Here is a 20,615-nt window from a genome sequence, read left to right on the forward strand (position 1 = left end):
GTCAGGGAGTAACCGCGACCTGGTCGACGGTCCAGAAGGCGCTGTTGGTGCCTGTGTAGTGGAATCGCAGCCGGGCGGAGGTCGCCCCCGCCGGGACGTCGACGGTGAGTCTCTCGACGGTGTTGATGTCTTCGCGGTAGGAGGCGAGTAGTTGGGGGGTGCCGTCGTCGAAGGAGATGTAGACGTCTCCGGTCTGAGGGCCGTCGATCTTGTAGTTCGTGGCGTAGGAGACGGTCGCCTGCGCGCCACCGATCACGGGGAAGGCGGGACTGACGAGGGTGGAGTCGAACTGTCCGTCGCCGTGTGTGTTGTCGTCCCACTCGTCGGAGTCGGCGACGGCGAAGACGTTGCGGGCACGTACGTTGGTCTCGCGGCTCTGGCCGAGGTCGGTGTTGGTCCAGAACTCGTCGGTGGCGAAGGACCAGCCGCGCCATTCGGTGACCCCTCCGGCGGGCATGGCGGAGTTGTCGATGCTCCAGCCGGTCGGCGTGGTGGTCGTCCATCCCTTGAGGGTTGACTGCAGACCGGTTTCGTCGATCGCGGTCTGCAGGGAGGGACGCAGGGCGTCGAAGGCGTCAGGGGTGAGGGTCTTGATCGGCTTGCCGTCCAGTTGCCAGGTCGGGTCGTTGGCGATGCCGAAGTGTGCGAGGACGGTAGGAGCGATGTCGGTGATCTTGACGTCGTAGCGGACCGATCCCGGGGTGAAGCCGGTGCCCTTGGCGATGACGAACGTCTGGCGCTCGGCGGGGGTGTTTCCGCCGTGGCCTCCGCTGGGCGTGTGGCCGTGGTCGGCGGTGATGATGATCTGCCAGTCCTCGTTGGCGTAGCTGGTCCTGGATTTCACCGCCTGGATGATCTGTCCCACACTGGCGTCGGCGGCCTTCAGGGCGTTGAGGTATTCCGTGCTGTCGGTGCCATGGGAGTGGCCGGCCTCGTCGACGTTGTCGAGGTGGACGAAGGTGGCGTCGGCGTCGGTCTTGGAGAGCTTGGCGACGGCCGTCGTGGTGGTGTCCGTGTCGCTGACACCGCCGAGACGAAGGTCTGTGGCCGAGCCGAAGATCGTGGTGGGGACGGCGGACCAGGTGCCCACGACCAGCGTGTTCAGCGATGAATTGGCGGTCTCCAGGCGGGTGAAGTAGTCGGGATGGAGGTCGAAGCGGGCGCCGTTGAAGCTGTTGTCGACCACCTTGTGCTTGTCGGGCCAGGTGCCGGTGGCGATAGAGGACCATCCCGGTCCCGAGTAGGTCGGGGCCATCGGAGAAGCGTAGAGGTTGCTGGTGGCGGTCATGCCACCGGTCATCAGGCTCTTGACGTTGGGCATTCTCGCCTTGCTGAACGTGGCGAACGTCGCGCCATCGATGCCGATCACCAAAGACTTGGGGCGCTTCGTCGCAGCGGCCGTCTGGCTGGTGGATCCCTTGCTCGAGGCTTGGGCGTGAACGGCCGCGGCGAGCGGCAGCGCGGCGGCGATGGTGACGGCCAGAGCCGCACGCAGGGAACGGGGCAGGTGCACGGATTCTCCTTGGGAAGTCCTGGCCGCCGGCCAGGGCAGGGGGCAGCGCCAGTGGTGGTGCACGGATGCCGCTGCTGTGGCCCGGGCCTGGCGTATGGATCACTGTCCGCGTCCCGTCGGCGGCCACCTTGTCAGGACGGCGCCCGGTCGCATGGATCGCGGTCGAGGGAAAAGGGAACCCGGTCGGCTCTTTTCTCTGCCCGGCTTATGCGGAGACCTGGTGATCGCCGCGGTCCGACGAGGCCCCTCCGCATGTTTGCGTTAACGCGAATGGTGGAGTGAGTCTGAGGGCGGCGTCCGAGCGTGTCAAGAGACTTCACAGCCATCGGCAAGGGCTTGACCAGCGGCGAGATCTCCGCCGGCTCGTCCGGTGCGAGTCCACAGTCAAGACCCGTGTCGGCCGCGGCCTGGCCACGATCGATGCCCGTGACCGCATCCAGGTCGTGGTCATCGCCGACGATCTCTGATTCTCACCGGCCCCAAGCAGGCTGAGCGAGCAGGGTGGTTCAGTCTGCCGCCCCAGCTGACGCGCCGCACAGGACTCAAAGCGAAAGTGGGCAGCCGACGGCAGCCGGAAGAGGGTCTTCACCAGCTTGCTCGCCCAGGCCGACACCGAGGATGGTCTCGACTGGGTCGTCGCGGTGGATTCCACCGTCGTTCGTGCCCACCAGCACGCGGCCGGGGCCCGTAAAGAAAGGGGGGGCTGGCCGACGAGCCGAATGATCATGCGCTTGGGCGGTCGGTGGCGGGCTGACGACGAAGATCCACCTGTCGGCCGACAGCCGGATTGTCGAGGTCCTTGTTCCTGCTCCGGCCGGAGGCACTTCTCAGGTGAAGAAGAGCATCGGGTTCTACCCCCGCGGGCGCGTCGAGGGCGGTGGCCGCGGGGTGGTCTCGCAGGCCGGGGCGGTGCTGCTGGTCGAGACGGTCCGCAAGTCCGGGCTGGACGGCGCGATATCGGCGGCACCGGCGCCGTGGCGCAAGCCGCGGGCGGTGCACGATCCGGGGAAGATCCTGCTGGAAGGCCGTCGCCCACACGCACAACCTCGCCCTCGTCGCATGGCCGGACCGGCCGCCATCCCGGCTCTGACCTGCCCGGACACAGCCTTCTGCAGCACGCTGGAGAAGAAAAGAACTCGGATCCGCCGGACGAGCGGCATACCCTGAGCGCTTTCCGCGCTTTCTGGGAGTGTCATGACAAGTAGGTTCACCGAGTTGGCCGTTGACTGCCACGATCCGGAGGCGCTCGCGGCCTTCTGGTGCGAGGTCCTGGACTTCAAGGTGATCGACCGGAGTGAGGGTCTGGTCGAGATCGGCTCCTGGGTGCCGACCGTCGAGGAGGTGCGGGCCCGCCAGATGCCGCCCACCATGTGCTTCGACCGGGTGCCCGAGGGCAAGACCGTGAAGAACCGGCTTCACCTCGACATCAGTCCGATCGACCGCAGCACCGAGGACGAGGTGACCCGACTGCTCGGCCTCGGCGCCACCAAGGCGGATGTGGGTCAGGGACCGGACCGGAGCTGGTTGGTCATGGCGGACCCCGAGGGCAACGAGTTCTGCGTCCTGCGCACCCTGGCGCCGTAGAACCAGGCCGCCACGCCGTTCGGCCCGCACCGCTTGTGCGGGCCGAACGGCGTCGTTCAGGTGGTCCTACGGGGCCGGTGCCGGGGCGTACCCCGCGGGCCGGGTGGTGAAGGTGCCCCGGCCCTGGGTGCGGCCGCGGAGGCGGGACGCGTAGCCGAAGAGCTCGGCCAGCGGCACCGTCGCCGAGACCACCGCCGTACCGGAGCGGGTGGTCGAGTCCGTCACCCGGCCGCGGCGGGCCGCGAGGTCGCCGAGGACCGCGCCGACCGACTCCGCCGGGACGGTGACCGTGACCTCGGCCACCGGTTCCAGGAGCGTCATCGCGCTCGCGCGGAGCGCCTCGCGCAGGGCGAAGCGGCCCGCAGTGCGGAACGCCAGCTCCGAGGAGTCCTTCGGATGCGTGGCGCCGTCCGTGAGCGTGACCCGGACACCCGTCACCGGGTGGCCGCCGAGGGGACCCTCGACGAGGGCGTCCCGGCAGCCGGCCTCGACCGCGCGGACGTACTCCTGCGGCACGCGACCGCCCGTGACCGTCGAGGAGAACGCGAACTCCTCGTCCGTCCCGGTCGGTTCGAGGTCGATGACGACGTGGGCGAACTGGCCCGCGCCACCGTCCTGTTTGACATGGCGGTGCAGCAGACCGGTGACGCCCTTCGCCACCGTCTCGCGGTACGCGACCTGCGGACGGCCGACCGTCACCTCAAGGCCCCGGTCGCGCCGGAGCTTCTCCACCGCGACCTCCAGGTGCAGTTCGCCGAGGCCCGAGAGCACGGTCTGGCCGGTCTCCGGGTCGGAGCGCACGACCAGCGACGGGTCCTCCTCGGAGAGCCGGGCGAGCGCCGTCGCCAGCTTGCCGGTGTCCGTGCTCCGGCGGGCCTCCACGGCGACCGAGACCACCGGGTCGGCGGTCGTCGGCGGTTCGAGGAGGACCGGCGCGTCCGGGGCGCAGAGCGTCGCGCCCGCGCGGGCGGCCTTCGGGCCGACGACGGCGACGATGTCGCCGGCGCGTGCCACGTCGACCTCCGTCGCCCGGTCGGCCTGGACGCGCAGGATGCGGGAGATGCGCTCGGTGCGGCCGGTGGTGGTGTCGAGCACGGTGTCCCCCTTCGCGATCGTGCCCGCGTAGACGCGGACGTAGGTCATGCGGCCGGTGGCCGTCGCGCTCACCTTGAACGCGAGCGCGGTGAACGGCGCCTCCGGGTCCGCCGGGATCTCGCCGCGCACCGGCGGCATGTCGGACGGTGCCGGGAGGTACGCGACGACGGCGTCGAGGAGCGGTTCGACGCCCCGGTTGCGGTACGCCGAGCCGCACAGCACGACGACGGCATCGCCGGTGAGGGTGAGGTCGCGGAGCGCGCCCGTCAGGGTCCCCGCGGAGAGCGCGGAGTCCGCGCAGAACTCCTCCAGGGCCGCCGGGTGCAGCTCCGCCACCGTCTCCTCCAGGCGTCGCCTGCGGTGCCGGGCCTCGTCCCGGAGCTCGTCCGGGACCGGTTGCTCGGTGTACGTGTCGGCGCCGTCGGCCCACACGTACGCCCGCATCCGGACCAGGTCCACGACGCCGGTGAAACCGTCCTCGCGCCCGATGGGGAGCTGGACGGGGAGCGGGACGGTGCCGAGGCGCGTACGGATCGACTCCACGGCGCTGTCGAGCTCCGCGCCCGCGCGGTCCAGCTTGTTGACGAACGCGATGCGCGGGACGCCGTGCCGGTCCGCCTGCCGCCACACCGTCTCGCTCTGCGGCTCGACGCCCGCGACGGCGTCGAAGACGGCGACGGCGCCGTCGAGGACGCGCAGCGAGCGCTCGACCTCGTCGGAGAAGTCGACGTGACCGGGTGTGTCGATCAGGTTGATCCGGTGCCCGGCCCAGTCGCAGCTGACGGCCGCGGCGAAGATCGTGATGCCCCGGTCCCGCTCCTGCGGGTCGAAGTCGGTGACGGTCGTGCCGTCGTGGACCTCGCCGCGCTTGTGGATGGCGCCGGTGAGGAAGAGGAACCGCTCGGTGACGGTGGTCTTGCCCGCGTCGACGTGGGCGAGGATGCCGAGGTTGCGGACGCTGGTGCTGGTGCTGGTGTTGTTGTTGCTGGTGCCGAGAGGGGTACGCACGGTCTCGTGCCTTTCGCTGCTGCGTGGAAACGGGGCAGCGCGATTCCCGGACGGCGGCCGGTCGGTCCTGTCAGGAGGCCCCTGTCAGGAGGACGGCGTCGTCACGGGCGGCGATGGCGGGCGCGCAGCCGCCACCGCTCGGCCGAGGAGGCGAGTATCACGTCGTACCGGGCACGGGAGGGCGACACGGCGACGGCGCCACGGCTGTTGCTACGGCTTCGCACGGTCGTCTCCCCCCTCGGTCAGGTGCCGGTCGGCGCACCGATCCGTGCGCCGAGACGTGAGTGTAGGGAGGGCAACGGGCCGCGCGACAGCGGTTTTCGCCGCTGGGAGTTGTCTTCAGGTGACACGCCCACATCAGGAGCGGCGCAAGGGTGACAGCCGCGCGGTGGGCGGTCAGAGGCGTTCGTAGGCCTCTGAGGCCATCCCCGAGGGCGCGGGAAGACCACGCAAGATCGTCGTGCGGGCACATCAACACGCTGCCGGCGCCCGCGCTGAACCGCCCCCTGTTCCCGCCTCAAAGGGGGACGCGGCAGCAGAACACCAGGACGAGACGTCGTGGCAGAGCCTCGTCGCCCGCCTGGTGGAGGTGGTGCGGGAGGTGAGGGCTGGGCCGATCGCGCGGCGGGGTCACGACCAAGCTCCACCTGAGCGCGGACGGCCGCTGCCGCCCGCTGTCCCTGGTCGTCACACCGGGACAGCGGGCGGACTGTACGCAGTTCAGGACGGTGCAGGAGAAGATTCGCGTCCCGCGGATCGGGCCGGGCAGGCCGCGCAAGCGGACCGCGGCTGTCGCAGCCCTCGCCATCTGGCTCCGCACATGATCGGCCAGGGAAGTGCTGGTGGTGTCTCTGGCCGTGGGGCCCGGATCAGTCTCCGGTGAAGCCCCAGAAGCACAGCTCTGCCGGGCGGCCCTCGCCTCCGTAAACGATCGTGCAGCAGCCGGAGCCGCGATCGAACGGAGGGAACCAGCCGTCTCCGGCCCGTTTCAGGGCCTGCTCGACAACCTCCCGCACGGGCTGCGCCGTCCCGAACAGTTCGATGACTTCCGCCGCTTCGACCACCCTCACGTCACCGGGCTCCTCCATGTCTTCCTCGCAACGGACTACGCGCTCGACGTCCAGCACCGAATGCGTCGGCTCCTCCTCTGGCCAACCGCTCGCCGTCAGCGCTGCCGGCGTCTCGATGCCTGCTTCCCGGTAGTACTCGGCGTCCCGGGCGAAGACCGTCTCGCGAAGATCGTTCAGCGCATCTTGCTCACTGTGCTGGAAAGGCGTGAAGTACGACCATCTACTCGCTCCCATGTCTGCGGACCCTACTGATGGCCTGAGACAGGAGCCCTTGGCACGTCACCGCAGCGTGATCGCCCGGGACAGGTCCTAGGCGAAGGCGGGGGCGTCCGCCGGCTGGAGGAGGTCCCAGCGGTTGCCGTAGAGGTCCTCGAAGACGGCGACCGAGCCGTACGGCTCGTGGCGCGGCTCCTCCTGGAAGCGGACGCCCGCCGCGGTCATCCGGGCGTGGTCGCGGGCGAAGTCCTCGGTGTGGAGGAAGAAGCCGACGCGGCCGCCCGTCTGGTTGCCGACCGAGGCCGTCTCGGCCTCGTTCTTGGCGCGGGCCAGGAGCAGGCCGACGTTGCCGAGGCCGCCGACGCCGGCTGCGCCGCGCGGGCGGACGACGACCCAGCGACTGCCGTCGCCCCGGTCGGTGTCCTCGACGAGGTCGAAGCCGAGGGCGTCGGTGTAGAAGGCGATGGCCTCGTCGTAATCACGGACGACGAGAGTGACGAGTGCGATGGACGGCATAACCCCAACGTAATACGCGGAACGGGTAGGAACCTACCCGCGTCAACCCCCTGCGCGACCCTTGCGGGATCGAGGTCGGATCGAGGGTCGGACCGAGGGTGGGAGGAGGGTCGAGGGCGAGGGTCGGGGGCAAAGGGCGAGGTGGGGAGGGTGAGGGGTGAGGTGGGGGCGATGGGGGCTGAGGTGGGGAGGGGTGAGGGGTGAGGTGGGGGCGAGGGGTGGACCGGCCCGGAGCCGAGCCACTGCCGCTCGCCCCCGCCCGGTGGGACGATGCCCCGCATGGACGCACAGGGATTCGACCGGCTGGCCGCCCGCGCGCGGCGCCTCGCCGCGCCCGGAACGCGCCGGCTCCTCGGCCTCGCGGGTCCTCCCGGCGCCGGGAAGTCCACGCTCGCCGCGCGGCTCGTCGCTCGCCTCGACGGGCTCGCCGTCCTCGTCCCGATGGACGGCTTCCACCTCGCGCAGGCCGAGCTGGAGCGCCTCGGCCGGGCAGGCCGGAAGGGCGCGCCCGACACCTTCGACGCCGCCGGGTACACCGCGCTCCTCGCCCGCCTCCGCGCCCCCGAACCGGGCGTCACCGTCTACGCCCCGGCCTTCGACCGCTCCCTGGAGGAACCGATCGCCGGAGCGATACCGGTCCCGCCCGACGTCCCGCTCGTCGTCACCGAGGGCAACTACCTCCTCCACGACGAGGGCCCCTGGGCCGCGGCCCTGCCCCTCCTCGACGAGGCCTGGTACCTGGACCTGGACGACCGCCGCCGCGTCCCCCGGCTCGTCGAACGACACGTCCGCTTCGGCAAGGACCGGGCCCGGGCCGAGCGCTGGGTCCACGAATCGGACGAGGCCAACGCCCGTCTGGTGGCCCGGAGTCGGGACCGCGCCCACCTGGTCGTGAGGATGGGTTAGGCGGACAGTACGATCCCGTGCCATGGTCAAGGACTCGGGGCAGGGCGGAATACAGGCCGGAGCACACGGTGGGGAACAGGCCGCGGTCGGGCTGCTCTACCGGCCGACGCGCGCCGACATCCTCACGGCTGTGCTCGTGCGTGAGCGGCTCCGGCGCCTCCACCTCCTCCGCTGGGGCTTCACGCTGCTGTTCGGCGGCACTGCCCTGCTGACACTGGTCGCACAGCGCAGCCTCACGACGCTCGTCGTGCTCGCCCTGTTCTGCGCCGTCCTGATCTGGGCCATGCCCCACTTCCAGGCCCACCACGCGCTGCGCACCGTCGAATGGCAGGGCGAGTACCGCGCCTCCGTGAGCGGGACGGGGATCGAGACCGAGACCGCCCATGTGAGGCTCCTCCAGCGCTGGTCGGTCTTCCGCGGCTACCGCGAGACCCGCGACCACCTGGTGCTGCTCAGCCGCGACCCGAACGTCCTGCTCGTGGAGGTGCTGCCCAAGCGCGGGCTGAGCTCACCGCAGGACGCGGAGCGACTGCTGGAGCTGGTGGGCCACCACCTGCCCCGGGTCTGACCCTCTGCCCCGGGTCCGGCCCTCCGGGGAGTTCACCTCCCCGCGTGCCGCACCGCCGCCGTCGCGAGCGCGCGGATCAGGGGGTGCGGGCGCGTGCCGTCGCCCGACAGCTCCGGTTGGAAGAGGGTCGCCAGGAAGAAGGGGTGCGAAGCCGTGGGCAGCTCCGCGATGCGGACCCCGCCCTCCTCGTCCGTGCCCGTGAAGCGCAGGCCGTGGGCGCGCAGGGTGTCGAGGTGCCGGCTGTCCGGGCCGTAGTCGCAGTGGTAGCGCTCGGTGGTCCGCTCCGCGCCCAGCGCCTGCTCGGCGAGCGAACCGGCGGTGACCCGGACCACGCCCTCGTGGCCGACGAGCGAGCAGGCGAGCGGCGCGATCAGCAGGTCGCCGGAGTCCGCCGCCGGATCGTTCTCGGCGTGCGCGGCGCGGGTCAGGCCGCAGACGTCCCGCGCGTACTCGAGGAGCGCGTGCTGGAAACCGCCGCAGGTGCCGAGGAACGGGATCCCGTCCTCGCGGGCGGTACGGATCGCCGCCAGCGCCCCCGCCTCGCTCGCGTACGGGCTGCCCGGCAGCACCCACACCGCGTCGAAGCCCTTCACGGCGCCGGGTACCTCGGCGTCCCCCGTCGGGATCCAGTACGCGTCGAGGGCGACCCCGTCCCGCTCGGCGAGCGCGTCGAGGAGGACGGGGACGCGGACGTGGGACCTGACGTGCGGGGAACGGTCCCCGACCAGAGCGATACGGGGGGTGCGGGGGGTGCGGTGAGAAGTGCTCGTGCTCGTGTTCATGGCGTTCATGCTGGTCGGAGCCCTCGGTTCACGTCCAACGATGATTCGTGGATCATCCATCAGAAATGCTTATGCGGCCGTGGATAGGGTGACCGCATGGCCACCACCGATCACGAAGATCACGAAGATCACAAAGATCGCAAAGATCACGAAGAGCCGTCCGACCCGCACTCCGACCCGCACTCCGACCCCCAGGACTGGGAGCGCCGGGTCGCCGCGCTCTGGGAGCGCTTCGACGACCACGAGCCCGAGGAGTTCCGCGCCCGCGTCGCCGCCCTCGCCGCCGAGCGGCCCGCCGACGACGCCGCGGCCCTCTTCGAGCTGGGTGCCGCCCACGACTCCACCGGCCTGCCCGAGGAGGCCGTCGACCTCTACCACCGTGCCCTCGACCGCGGCCTGACCGGGCTGCGCCGCCGTCGGGCCGTCATCCAGCTCGCCAGCAGCCTGCGCAACCTCGGCCGCCCCGACCGCAGCGTCGAACTCCTCACCGCCGAGCGCGACCTCCCCGCCGACCGGCTCGACGCCGACGAGATCGCGCTCTCCGGCGCCGTCGACGCCTTCCTCGCCCTCGCCCTCGCCGACACCGGACGCGACCGCGAGGCCGCCTCCCTCGCCCTCGGCGCCCTCGCGCCCCTGCTGCCCCGCTACAACCGCTCGCTCGCCCACTACGCGCGCGCCCTCCTCACCGCCCCCGACGGCTCCTGAGGCCCTGCGTGGACCCGCACCTCCTCCGTACGTACGTCACCGTCGCCCGGCTCGCCTCCTTCTCCGAGGCCGCGCGCGAGCGGGGCTACACCCAGTCCGCCGTCTCCCAGCACATCGCCGCCCTGGAGACCGACCTCGGGCTGCCCCTGCTCAGCCGGCGGCCCGTCGCCCCCACCCCGCCGGACAGCGGCTCCTCGAACACGCCGGGGCGCTGCTCCTCCGCTTCGACGCGGCCCGCGCCGACCTCGGCCGGTTCGCCGCCGCGCCCCGCGCGACCCTGAGCGTCGCCGCCTCCCCGCTCGCCCTGCACCCCCGTACCCTCGCCGCCCTTCCCGCCACCGGGGTCACCCTGCGCGAGCTGCCCCGCGAGCGGGTGCCCGAGGCCGTCGCCACCGGCGAGGCCGACGCCGGGCTCGTGGACGGGATCGCCGCGCCCAGCGACCCGCTGCCGCTGCCCGACGTCGCCCCGCTCCGCGCGACCGGCGTCGCCGAGGAACCGCTCGTCGTCGTCCTGCCCGCGAGCCATCCGCTCGCCGGGCGCCCCGGGCTCCGGCTCGACGACCTCGTGGACGCCCGCTGGCTGGACGCTCCCGCCGCCGGCATCCCCCTCGACCGGCTGCGGGCCGTCCACGGCGGACCCGCCGGGCGGGGCTTCCGTACCGCCCTGCGCTACGAGGGCACCGACACCCGTACCCTCGCCGCCCTCTCCGCCGCCGGGCACGGCCTCGCGCTGCTGCCCCTCCCGGTGGCGGGCGGTGTCCCGGGCGCCACCGCCGTCCCTCTCGTCGCACCCCGGCTCGTCCACCGCACCGAACTCCTCCTCCCGGGCTTCGACGAGCGCGAACCCACCGGACCGGCGGCCGAGTTCACCCGACGGCTCAAGAGCTGACACCCGCACTCGCTACGCTGTCAGGAACGGCGACGGAAGGCGGGCAGGCGTGGGATGGCTGCGACGAGGACCCAAGCGGGACGGCGAGGACGCACCGAGGGATCCCGAGTTCGCGTACTTCTCCCAGCGTGAGGCGGCACTCTTCCGCGGCCGGGTCCGCGCGACCTTCGCCGAACTCGGCCTCGAGGTCACGGTCTACGCCGACCACGTCATCGACGACAAGGGACGCAGGTTCGGCCTCGGCAACCTCGCCGCCGTCTGCCACCAGGACCGCCGGGGGCCGCGCGTCTGGCCGGAGACGATCCACCGTCACGTCGACCTGGTCGTCCGGGCGATGGAAGGGCCCTCCGCCCTGGAGACGCTGCCGCCCGAGCAGATCCGCGCCCAGCTCTACCCCCGGGTCGTCCGCGGCGAAGGCATCGACGCCGAAGCCTTCGGCTACGCGAGGACCGTCGGGCCGGGCCTCTACGAGATCCTCGCCCTCGACCTGCCGGAGAGCGTGATGATGCTCACCGACGACGCGCTCGAACGGCTCGGCGACCACGCGCAGCTCCGCGACCGGGCGCTGCGCAATCTGCGCGGGCTGCCCGTCGAGGAGCACGAGACCGTACGGGACGCCGACGGCATGTGCTTCGAGATCATCCTCGGCGACTCCTTCTACACCGCGAGCCGCGTCCTCGACCTGGACGGCGTCGCCCAGCGCGTCACCGGCCTGCCGCTGGGCGAGCACGGCGCCCTTGTCGCCATGCCCTTCCGCCACCAGCTCGCCTTCCACCCCATCCGGGACACCTCGATCATCCCGGCGCTCGGCGCGATGGCCTCCTTCGCCGCCTCCGGGTACGAGGACACACCGGGGGCCATCAGCCCGTACGTCTTCTGGTGGCGGGGCGGCACGCTCACCCAGCTCAGCGAGCACGACGAGGAGCGGGGCGATCTGCGGATCGTCGTCGGCGACGACTTCCAGGAGCTCCTGGAGCGGCTCATCGCCCAGGGCCCGGACCGCCGCTGAGCGGTCGCGTCGAGCGGGCCCGGACCGCCGCTGAGCGGTCGCGTCGAGCGGGCCCGGACCGCCGCTGAGCGGTCGCGTCGGGCGCCGCCCCCGGGCAGGATGCTGTACGTCGACGCAGCCCGAGAAGGAGCCCCCATGTCGAGCACCCCCACCCAGGAAGACGTCGTCCCCTTCACGGCGGACGACTACCGGGCCCGGATGACCCGCGCGGCCGACTCCGCGGCGGACGCCGGGCTCGCGGGCGTGCTCGTCGCGCCCGGCCCCGACCTGGTCTACCTCACCGGCTACCAGCCGACCGCGATCACCGAACGGCTCACCGTCCTCGTCCTCGCCGCCGGTCAGGAGCCGGTCCTCGTGGTCCCGACCCTGGAGGCGCCCGACGCCGAGAAGGCGACGGGGGCGGCCGCTCTCACCCTGCGCGACTGGACCGACGGCAAGGACCCGTACGCCGTCACCGCCCCGCTGCTCGATGTCGACGGGCGCTTCGGCGTCAGCGACAACGCCTGGGCGATGCACCTGCTCGGCCTCCAACAGGCCCTGCCCGGCACCTCGTACGTCTCCCTCACCGAGGCCCTGCCCATGCTCCGGGGCGTCAAGGACGCGCACGAGCTCGCCCGGATCGCGGCGGCGGGAGCCGCAGCCGACCAGGCGTACGGCGAGATCCTCAAGGTCCGTTTCGCCGGCCGCAAGGAGACCGACGTCGCCGCCGACCTCGCCGCGCTCCTCATGCGCTTCGGCCACTCCCAGGTCGACTTCACCGTCGTCGGCTCCGGCCCCAACGGCGCCAACCCGCACCACGAGGCGGGCGACCGGGTCATCGAACGCGGCGACATGGTCGTCCTCGACTTCGGCGGCCTCAAGCACGGCTACGGCTCCGACACCACCCGCACCGTCCACGTCGGCGAACCGACCGCCGAGGAGCAGCGTGTCCACGACCTCGTCCGCGAGGCCCAGCAGGCCGGCTTCGAGGCGGTCCGCCCGGGCGTGGCCTGCCAGGAGGTCGACCGCGCGGCCCGCAAGGTCATCAAGGACGCAGGCTACGGCGAGTACTTCATCCACCGCACCGGCCACGGCATCGGCGTCACCACGCACGAGCCCCCGTACATGATCGAGGGCGAGGAGCTCCCGATCGTCCCCGGCATGTGCTTCTCGATCGAACCCGGCGTCTACCTCCCGGGCCGCTTCGGCGTCCGCATCGAGGACATCGTGACGGCGACGGAGGACGGTGCGGGGCGCCGCTTCAACAACACCCCGCACGAGATGGCGATCGTCGAGTAGCTCGTAGCGAACCCGGCCGCCCGGCCGCCCGGCTGGCCAGTCGGCCGGTCGGGTCAGTCGGGCGGCCGGTCGGTCAGCCGTCCGTCAGGACGACCGCCGACTCGGCCGGGAGGCGCAGCACCCCGTCCGCGTCCATGGACGCGACCGGGTCCCAGGCGGCGAGGATCCGGTCGCGGCCGTTCGAGCCGAGGGGGATCATCGCCGTCTCGTGGCCCATGTTGACCGCGACCCTCAGGTCGCCGCGGCGGAAGACGAGCCAGCGGGACTCCTCGTCGAAGGCGACCTTCACGCCCGCCAGGTCCGGGTCCGTCAGGTCCGGCAGGGTGCGGCGGAGCGCGATGAGCTGGCGGTGCCAGGCGAGCAGGACCGTGTGGTGGTCCCGTTCGCGTTCGGTGCGGTCGAGGACCGAGCGGTCGCGGGTGGCCGGGTCCTGGGGGTCGGGGACCTCGTTCTCGGACCAGCCGTGCTCCGCGAACTCCCGTCGCCTGCCCCGCCGTACGGCCTCCGCGAGCTCCGGGTCCGTGTGGTCGGTGAAGTACTGCCAAGGGGTGGTCGCCCCCCACTCCTCGCCCATGAAGAGCATCGGCACGGAGGGGCCGGTCAGGACGAGCGTCGCCGCGCAGGCGAGCAGACCGGGGGAGACGGTTGCCGAAAGGCGGTCGCCCAGGGCCCGGTTGCCGATCTGGTCGTGGGTCTGGGCGTACCCCAGGAAGCGGTGGGCGGGGGTGCGCTCCCGGTCCACCGGACGCCCGTGGCGGCGGCCCCGGAACGACGAGTACGTGCCGTCGTGGAAGAAGACGTGCGTGAGCGTCTTGGCGAGCGCCGCCATCGGGGCCCCGGCGAAGTCGCCGTAGTAGCCCTGGGACTCACCCGTCAGCGCCGTGTGCAGGGAGTGGTGGAAGTCGTCGCTCCACTGGGCGTGGACGCCGAGACCGCCGAGCGTGCGCGGGGTCGTCGTGCGCGGATCCGCGAGATCGGACTCGGCGACCAGGAAATGCTGGCGCCCCTGCTCCTTCGCCAACTCGTCGACGGCGGAGGAGAGTTCCTCCAGGAAGGTGAGCGCCCGGGTGTCGGCGAGCGCGTGCACCGCGTCGAGCCGCAGCCCGTCGATCCGGTAGTCCCGCAGCCAGGCGAGCGCGCTCCCCAGGAAGTACGCCCGGACCTCGTCCGAACCCGGCGCGTCCAGGTTCACCGCCGCACCCCACGGCGTGTGGTGCGTGTCGGTGAAGTACGGCCCGAAGGAGGGAAGATGGTTGCCGGACGGGCCCAGGTGGTTGTGGACCACGTCCAGGACCACACCCATGCCGAGCCCGTGCGCGGTGTCCACGAACCGCTTGAGCGCCTCGGGGCCGCCGTACGGCTCGTGGACCGCCCACGGCGCGACCCCGTCGTACCCCCAGCCCCGCACGCCGGGGAAAGGGCACAGCGGCATCGGCTCCACATGGGTGATGCCGAGGCCCGCGAGCTCCCCGAGGCGCGCGGCCGCCGCGTCGAGCGTCCCCTCGGGGGTGAAGGTGCCGACGTGCAGCTCGTACAGGACCGCGCTGCGCAGCCGCAGGCGCGGGGACTCGTGCCGCCAGGTGTACGTGGCGTGGTCCACGACCGCGCTCAGGCCGTCGGGGCCGTTGGGCAGCCGGCGTGAGCGCGGGTCCGGCAGGACGGGCCCGCCGTCGAGGGAGAAGCCGTAGCGGTCGCCGTCCTCGGCGGGGACGACACCGCTCCACCAGCCGTCCCGCTCGGCGTCCCTTTCCAGGGGGTGGCCGGTGCCGTTCAGCTCCAGCGTCACACGGTCACGGGCGCTCGGCGCCCACACCTCGAAGAGCACGCGCATCCCCTCGTCGACGGACCAGCCACTCAACGACTGACTACCGCGTCCATCCTGGCAGTCAGGACTCCGACGCGCCCGGCGCGTCCCACACGTAGTTGATCGCCCGCTCGAAGATGATGTAACCCGTCCGGCCGAAGGACGCCGCCATCGGCACGTTCCCCAGGTCCGTCGCCGCCCTGATCCGGGGCACGTCCGTGGCGGCCAGGATCCGGGTGCCCTCCGCCAGGATCTCGTCGATGTAGCCGTGGCCGCGGTGGGCCGGCAGCACACCGATGTACGCGATCGTGTGGTGGTAGTTGTTCCGCGCGGGGATGACGAAGCCGACCGGCTCGCCGGTCTCCGGCAGCTGCGCGACCTGCCACCACTCGCGGGGCGAGGTGTAGTGCGCCAGCTCGTCGTCGTAGTGCAGCTCCGCCGCCTCCCGCGCCGAGAGCCCGGACGCCAGGTCGGCCTGCCCGTGCGCGTCGAGGGTGCCCTCCATGACGGGCGTCATCAGCGTCACCAGGTCCTCGCGGTCCCGCACCGGCCGGAAGCCGAGACGGCCCTTCGGCTCCGGTACGGGCGTGCCGGGCCGCCACTCCAGCCGGAGCCGCTCGACCAGCGGGCGGGCGCCCGAGCGTTCCAGGACGCCGAAGAGGGACTCCAGGAGGGACCGGGTCTCCGGGACCTCGCGCCAGTCCGCCGGTATGAACCGTCCGAACTCGGGGCGCTGCGTGCCCGCCGGGACGACCTCGGCCGTCGCGGTCTCCAGGAGCCGCAGGCCGATGTCGGCGCGCTCCTCCTCGGAGAGCTCCGGGGCGAGGTCGAAGAAGTCGAGCGCCAGCGGCTCGCCGCCGGCCTTGTTGGTCCACCAGGCGATCCGGCCGAGGAGTTGGTCGCCGTCGAGCGCCACCCACATCCACCCGGGGACGCGGCGGCCGGTGGCGAGGTCGTCCTCCAGCTCGTGGTCGAGCGAGTACGTGAGGCCGAGGAACAGGTCCAGTTCCTCGGGGCCAGCGAGAGGGCGTATGACGAGGCCGGGAGCGGCCGATGAAGCGACCGCAGAAGAGGACGAAGAAGAGGACGAAGAAGAGGACGAAGACGAGGACGAAGACGAGGACGAAGACGAAGAAGAGGACGAAGAAGAAGACGCTGTCACGTCGGATTTCCCCCTGGGGATCTCTGGATCGGAGACCGCAGACCGTAGCAGTGATCTTGTCGGGCCGGTGCGGAGTTCCCAGGTCGGGGGCCCTTCTGGACACTTCGGGCCCGCCGGGCCGACAATCACGTGTGTGACGACCCCCTTCGAGCTTCCGGCGAACACCCCTCGGCTGACCGACGCCGAGCGGGACCGTGCGCTGACGCTGCTCCGTGAGGGCGCCGCTCAGGGCCGCCTCTCCCACGACACCTTCGTCTACCGGATGGAGCGCGCGCTCCAGGCCCGCCGCTCGGACGAGCTCGACCTGCTCACCGCCGACCTGCGGACCGAGGGCACATGGACCCGGCGGGTCGTGGGCGCGGTCGAGCGGATGTCGGCGTTCACGGTGCGGCTCGGGAGCGCCTGGCGCGCGGAGCGGCTGCCGAAGCTGCTGCTGCCGCTCCCCGGCCCGCATCCGTTGCGGATAGGCCGCGACCCGGTCAACGGACTGCGGCTCAGCCACGAGACGGCGTCCAGGCTGCACGCCGAGCTATCGCTGCAGAGCGGTATGTGGGTGCTGCGCGACCTCGGCTCGACCAACGGGACGACCGTCAACGGGCGGCGGGTCACCGGCGCGGTGGTGGTACGGCCCGGGGACGTCGTCGGGTTCGGCCAGATGTCGTTCCGGCTCTCCCACGGCTGAGCCGACCCTCCGTCATTCACCCGTTCGGCGGTATGTGGCGCGCGGTGCGGACCGCCCGGTGATGGGGTGAGGAGACGCGCGCCACCATCTCCGGCCGCGGCACCCACCGCCGATCGTCAGGGGACGCGATGACCGACGAGCCGAACCGAGGCATACGGAACGACCGGCCGGAGGAGTCCGGGGACCCCTGGACGCGACTGCCGTCGATGGCCCCGGGCGCGGTCTCCGCCGCGATCCCGACCGTGGCGTCCGGCGCGACCCCCCTCCGCGGCACCGCCCTCCCGGGCCGGGTGCGGACCGTCGCCGACCCGACGGCCACCGGACCCGACGGACCCGCCGGCCCCCTCGGGCCCAACGGGCGGACCGTCGCGCCGAGCCCCCTCGACCCCGGTGCCTCGCTCGACCCGCACCCGATCCACCGGGCCCTGCGCGAGGAGTTCCCGCTCACGTACGACCCGCTGCTGCGCGCCTGGGTCCTCAGCCGGTACGCGGACGTGGCCGCCGCCCTCACCGACCCCCGCTTCACCCATGGGCACCGGCCCGGAGACCCGCCCTGCGCCCAGGCCCATGTCGACGTCGACATCGCCGAGTTGAGGTCCGTCACCGAGCGCACGGCATACGTCCTCGCCCGCCGCATCGCCGAACGCCCACAGGCCGACCTCGTCGCCGACTTCTGCCACTGGCTGCCCGCCGGCACCGTCGCCGCGGCGGTCGGCGTCCCCTACCGCGACATGATGCGACTCGTGCGCGGCCGGGCCGCCGGGGCGCTCGCCGGTGAGTGCGGGGGCCAGATCGCCGTACGGGAGAAGGCGCTCGCCTCCTTCCTCGGCAACGTCCTCACCGACCCCGACCAGGTCGCCGCCCTCCGCGACGCCCCCGCCGGGCTCGTGGCCCGCGCCTGGACCGAGTCCCTGCGCCGCGACCCGCCCGTGCAGATCACCGTGCGCCGCACCCGCGCCGAGGTGAAGGTCAGCGGCGGCATCGTCCCGGCGGGCGCGTCCGTCGCCCTGCTCGTCGGCTCCGCCGGCCGGGACCCGGAGCGCTTCCGCGAGCCCGACCGCTTCGACCCGTTCCGCGACGACGGGGGCCAGCTCACGTACGGCAGCGGCTTCTGCCCCGCCGTCCTGCTCGCCGGCCTGGAGGCCGAGTACGCCCTGCGCGCGCTCTTCACGGCGATGCCCCGGCTGCGCCTCGCCGACGGCTTCCGGCCCACCTGCGCCGGCCTCATCACCCGGGCCCCGCGCAGCCTGATCGTCCGCCCCGGCGGCTGACCCCGTCCGTCAGTCGTCTAAGGGCTGTCCCGTAATCCCCGGTGGATCAGCGCGCGGCGTCAGATGCGGTGCGTCGCAAGGCGGAGGGGCATCCGCATACTGGATGTATGCGGACGTTCCGACAACGCGGCGAGGCGCCGTAGCTGTCGTCGCGCGCCTGCCGGGGATTACGGGACAGCCCTTAGCCGGGCGAGGAGCGCCACCGGCCGGTCCGCGAAGAGCTCGGCGAGCTTCAGCTCCGTCGCCGGACCGCCGGTGAACTCCCGTACGCCGTCGAGGAGATCGGCCCAGCGGCCGTCCGGCAGGACAAGCTCCGTGTCCTGCCAGCCGCCCGCCTCCGCGAGTCGCAGGGAGAGCCGGGTCACGGCCGTCACCACCGCACCGGAGCGGGCGAAGGCCAGACAGTGGGCCTCGGCGGGGCCGCTCGCCGCGAGCGGTGTGTAGGTGCCCCCCGGACCGAATGCCTCCGGACGCTCCCGGCGCAGCCGCAGCGCCGCCCGGACCAGGGCCGTCCGGTCGTCCTCCGGGCCGGTCGCGAACGGGGCGCGGTTGTCCGGGTCGACGAGCGCCCGGTACTCGCGCTCCGTGTTCTGGTACAGCTCCGGCACCCCCGGCATCGTCAGCTGCGCGAGCGCGGCGCCGAGGGCGTGGGCCCGGATGTGCGGCTCCAGGGCGAAGGCCGCCTCCGAGGCCGAACGCAGCGGGATCCGGCCGGGCCCGGCCGCCGTGAACTCGGCCACCGCCCGCTCGTACGCCGGATCCGGCTCGGTCCAGCTGGTCCGCAGCCCCGCCTCCCGTACGGACTTGAGGATCGCCGGCCCGAGCCGGTCCACGTCCGGGGTGCCGAGGCCGAAGGCCGTCTGCCACGCCGTCCACGCCAGGTGCGGATCGGGCGCGGCCACCCCGCCGACCTCGGCCAGGAGCGCCGCCCAGGTCTCCGGGCACTGGGCGAGCACCGCGATCGCGGCCCGCACGTCCGCGCTGCGCTTGGTGTCATGGGTGGACAGCACGGTGCCGGTCGCCGGCCAGTCCCGGGCGATCCGCAGGCAGTACGCGTGGAACTCGTCGACCGACACCGCCGGACGTCCGGCGTCCCCGCCCACCTCGTTCGCCGAGAGCAGCGGCGCGTACCGGTAGAAGGCCGTGTCCTCCACGGACTTGGCCCGCAGCGCCGACGAGGTCTGCGCGAACCGGGCCCGGAACGCCCGGTGTTCCGGACCGTCCCCCGACGATCCGAGCGCCAGCTCCCGGACGAGGTCGACGGCGGCGGCCTCGTCCGGCACCGCGAACGCGGCCTTCGCGCCCCGCGCGGCCGCCGGGGTCAGCACCTCCTCGCCGCCCGTCCGGTAGGTCCGGTAGACCGGCACGCGGACGAGGAGCTCGCGGATCGCGGTGCGCAGCGCCCAGGGGGCGTGGTCCCGCAGCGCAGGGTCGGCGGCGCAGATCCGCTCCGCCAGCCGGGTCAGCGCGGCCGTCTCGGCGGCCAGGTCGTGCCCCACCACCTCGTAGGCGGCGCGCCGCTCGGTCGCCTCCCACCGGCCGCCCCGGTCCCCGGCGCAGCCGGTGAACGCCCGGTAGACATCCGCTAGTTCGTCGGCGCCCACCGGATCGGTGAGCACCCCTTCGACCTGCCGCAGCGCGTCGTACCCGGTGGTGCCCGCGACCGGCCAGGCGGCGGGCAGCGTCTCCGCCCCCGTGAGGATCTTCTCCACCACCGTCCAGCAGCGCCCGCCGGTCGCCGCCGCCAGGTCCTCCAGGTACCCCTGCGGGTCGGCGAGCCCGTCCGGGTGGTCGATGCGCAGCCCCTCGATCACCCCGTCCGCCACCAGCTCCACGATCTTCCCGTGGGTCGCCGCGAACACCTCGGGGTCCTCCACCCGCACCCCGATGAGCTCCGAAATGGTGAAGAAACGCCGGTAGTTGAGCTCGGTGCGGGCCAGTCGCCACCAGGAGAGCCGGTACCACTGGGCGTCGAGCAGCTCGTCGAGCGGCAGCCCCTCCGTGCCCGCCCGCAGCGGGAACTCCTGCCCGTCGAGGTGCAGCGCCCCGTCCGAGACCCGCAGCCGGTCCCGTACCTCCGGGAGCCTCGCGGGCAGCACCGGCAGCAGCAGCCGCCCGTCACCGCCCCGCCAGTCGACGTCGAACCAGCGGGCGTACGGCGAGTCCGGGCCCTCGCGGAGCACGGAGCGCAGCGCGTGGTTGTGCCGGGGCGAGGCCGCCATGTGGTTGGGCACCAGGTCCACGACCAGGCCGAGGCCGTGCGCCCGCGCCGTCGCCGCGAGCGCCCGCAGCCCCTCCTCGCCGCCCAGTTCCGCCCGTACGGACCGGTGGTCGGTGACGTCGTAGCCGTGGGTCGAGCCGGGCACCGCCTCCAGGACGGGGGAGAGGTGGAGGTGCGAGACCCCGAGCCCGGCGAGGTACGGCACGGCACGCTCGGCGGCGGCGAACGGGAACTCCGGCTGGAGCTGGAGCCGGTAGGTGCCGGTGGGGGGAGCGGGGGGAGTGGCAGGAGCGGGAAGGGCCGGGAGGGAGGTCATGCGAACCTACGTACCCCTCC

General features: G+C 72.7%; 17 protein-coding genes and 4 pseudogenes. 12 read left to right on the forward strand and 9 right to left on the reverse strand.

What is annotated here, in order from left to right; genetic code table 11:
* Nucleotide 1: 1 nt before the first annotated feature.
* Complete coding sequence (locus tag OG361_RS30700; protein WP_405858663.1) at nt 2-1,513, reverse strand: alkaline phosphatase family protein; 1,512 nt, start codon at nt 1,511-1,513, stop codon at nt 2-4.
* Nucleotides 1,514-2,061: 548 nt separating this feature from the next.
* Between OG361_RS30700 and OG361_RS30705 the strand changes: the two are divergent.
* The 3 genes and pseudogenes from OG361_RS30705 to OG361_RS30715 form a co-directional block, all read left to right on the forward strand.
* A pseudogene (locus OG361_RS30705) lies at nt 2,062-2,299 on the forward strand (IS5/IS1182 family transposase); the annotation flags it as partial.
* A gap of 45 nt (nt 2,300-2,344) precedes the next feature.
* Nucleotides 2,345-2,536 (forward strand): annotated as a pseudogene (locus OG361_RS30710) (IS1380 family transposase); the annotation flags it as partial.
* Nucleotides 2,537-2,707: 171 nt separating this feature from the next.
* The gene (locus OG361_RS30715; RefSeq protein WP_405858665.1) at nt 2,708-3,097 is read left to right on the forward strand and encodes a VOC family protein; all 390 of its coding nucleotides are present in this window, start codon (nt 2,708-2,710) and stop codon (nt 3,095-3,097) included.
* A gap of 66 nt (nt 3,098-3,163) precedes the next feature.
* Here the strand turns inward: OG361_RS30715 and fusA are convergent, their stop codons facing one another.
* Together fusA and OG361_RS30725 are read right to left on the reverse strand one after the other, a co-directional pair.
* Nucleotides 3,164-5,200 (reverse strand): elongation factor G, encoded by a 2,037-nt coding sequence (gene fusA / locus OG361_RS30720; protein ID WP_405858667.1) that lies wholly within the window; start codon nt 5,198-5,200, stop codon nt 3,164-3,166.
* Nucleotides 5,201-5,301: 101 nt separating this feature from the next.
* On the reverse strand, nt 5,302-5,424 hold the full coding sequence (locus OG361_RS30725) for a hypothetical protein (RefSeq protein ID WP_267046449.1): 123 nt from the start codon (nt 5,422-5,424) through the stop codon (nt 5,302-5,304).
* Nucleotides 5,425-5,808: 384 nt separating this feature from the next.
* Between OG361_RS30725 and OG361_RS30730 the strand changes: the two are divergent.
* Nucleotides 5,809-6,000 (forward strand): annotated as a pseudogene (locus tag OG361_RS30730) (IS5/IS1182 family transposase); the annotation flags it as partial.
* 69 nt (nt 6,001-6,069) lie between these two features.
* Here OG361_RS30730 and OG361_RS30735 read toward each other — a convergent pair.
* Nucleotides 6,070-6,504 (reverse strand): hypothetical protein, encoded by a 435-nt coding sequence (locus OG361_RS30735; RefSeq protein WP_405858670.1) that lies wholly within the window; start codon nt 6,502-6,504, stop codon nt 6,070-6,072.
* Nucleotides 6,505-6,579: 75 nt separating this feature from the next.
* Complete coding sequence (locus OG361_RS30740; protein ID WP_405858672.1) at nt 6,580-7,002, reverse strand: VOC family protein; 423 nt, start codon at nt 7,000-7,002, stop codon at nt 6,580-6,582.
* Between the two features lie 270 nt (nt 7,003-7,272).
* On the opposite strand from OG361_RS30740, the gene OG361_RS30745 reads away from it, so the two are divergent.
* Both OG361_RS30745 and OG361_RS30750 read left to right on the forward strand, forming a co-directional pair.
* Complete coding sequence (locus tag OG361_RS30745; RefSeq protein WP_405858674.1) at nt 7,273-7,908, forward strand: nucleoside/nucleotide kinase family protein; 636 nt, start codon at nt 7,273-7,275, stop codon at nt 7,906-7,908.
* 22 nt (nt 7,909-7,930) lie between these two features.
* Nucleotides 7,931-8,476 carry a YcxB family protein gene (locus OG361_RS30750; protein WP_405858676.1) on the forward strand — a complete coding sequence of 182 codons (546 nt, stop codon included), beginning with the start codon at nt 7,931-7,933 and terminating at the stop codon, nt 8,474-8,476.
* A 32-nt stretch (nt 8,477-8,508) separates the two neighbouring features.
* On the opposite strand, the gene OG361_RS30755 is transcribed toward OG361_RS30750, so the two are convergent.
* Nucleotides 8,509-9,258: a glutamine amidotransferase-related protein gene (locus OG361_RS30755; protein WP_405858678.1), complete on the reverse strand. Its 750-nt coding sequence runs from the start codon at nt 9,256-9,258 to the stop codon at nt 8,509-8,511.
* 96 nt (nt 9,259-9,354) lie between these two features.
* Here OG361_RS30755 and OG361_RS30760 point away from each other — a divergent pair, with 96 nt between their 5' ends.
* The 4 genes and pseudogenes from OG361_RS30760 to OG361_RS30775 all read left to right on the forward strand — a co-directional run bounded on the left by OG361_RS30760 (nt 9,355) and on the right by OG361_RS30775 (nt 13,139).
* Nucleotides 9,355-9,963 carry a tetratricopeptide repeat protein gene (locus OG361_RS30760; protein WP_405858680.1) on the forward strand — a complete coding sequence of 203 codons (609 nt, stop codon included), beginning with the start codon at nt 9,355-9,357 and terminating at the stop codon, nt 9,961-9,963.
* A gap of 8 nt (nt 9,964-9,971) precedes the next feature.
* Nucleotides 9,972-10,852 (forward strand): annotated as a pseudogene (locus tag OG361_RS30765) (LysR family transcriptional regulator).
* 49 nt (nt 10,853-10,901) lie between these two features.
* On the forward strand, nt 10,902-11,861 hold the full coding sequence (locus tag OG361_RS30770; RefSeq protein ID WP_384570458.1) for a hypothetical protein: 960 nt from the start codon (nt 10,902-10,904) through the stop codon (nt 11,859-11,861).
* Nucleotides 11,862-11,996: 135 nt separating this feature from the next.
* Complete coding sequence (locus OG361_RS30775) at nt 11,997-13,139, forward strand: aminopeptidase P family protein (protein ID WP_405858682.1); 1,143 nt, start codon at nt 11,997-11,999, stop codon at nt 13,137-13,139.
* A 73-nt stretch (nt 13,140-13,212) separates the two neighbouring features.
* On the opposite strand, the gene treZ is transcribed toward OG361_RS30775, so the two are convergent.
* Together treZ and OG361_RS30785 are read right to left on the reverse strand one after the other, a co-directional pair.
* A complete protein-coding gene (treZ, locus tag OG361_RS30780) occupies nt 13,213-14,964 on the reverse strand; it encodes a malto-oligosyltrehalose trehalohydrolase (RefSeq protein WP_405862530.1) in 1,752 nt (583 codons plus the stop codon).
* Nucleotides 14,965-15,025: 61 nt separating this feature from the next.
* A complete protein-coding gene (locus OG361_RS30785) occupies nt 15,026-15,859 on the reverse strand; it encodes a GNAT family N-acetyltransferase (RefSeq protein WP_405858684.1) in 834 nt (277 codons plus the stop codon).
* Between the two features lie 379 nt (nt 15,860-16,238).
* Between OG361_RS30785 and OG361_RS30790 the strand changes: the two genes are divergently transcribed.
* Both OG361_RS30790 and OG361_RS30795 read left to right on the forward strand, forming a co-directional pair.
* The gene (locus tag OG361_RS30790) at nt 16,239-16,787 is read left to right on the forward strand and encodes an FHA domain-containing protein (protein ID WP_405858686.1); all 549 of its coding nucleotides are present in this window, start codon (nt 16,239-16,241) and stop codon (nt 16,785-16,787) included.
* Nucleotides 16,788-16,915: 128 nt separating this feature from the next.
* The gene (locus OG361_RS30795) at nt 16,916-18,058 is read left to right on the forward strand and encodes a cytochrome P450 (protein ID WP_405858688.1); all 1,143 of its coding nucleotides are present in this window, start codon (nt 16,916-16,918) and stop codon (nt 18,056-18,058) included.
* A 167-nt stretch (nt 18,059-18,225) separates the two neighbouring features.
* Here OG361_RS30795 and treY read toward each other — a convergent pair whose 3' ends face one another.
* Nucleotides 18,226-20,595 (reverse strand): malto-oligosyltrehalose synthase, encoded by a 2,370-nt coding sequence (gene treY, locus OG361_RS30800; RefSeq protein WP_405858690.1) that lies wholly within the window; start codon nt 20,593-20,595, stop codon nt 18,226-18,228.
* Nucleotides 20,596-20,615 lie beyond the last annotated feature (20 nt).

This window comes from Streptomyces sp. NBC_00090 (assembly GCF_045160815.1).
Taxonomy (GTDB): domain Bacteria; phylum Actinomycetota; class Actinomycetes; order Streptomycetales; family Streptomycetaceae; genus Streptomyces.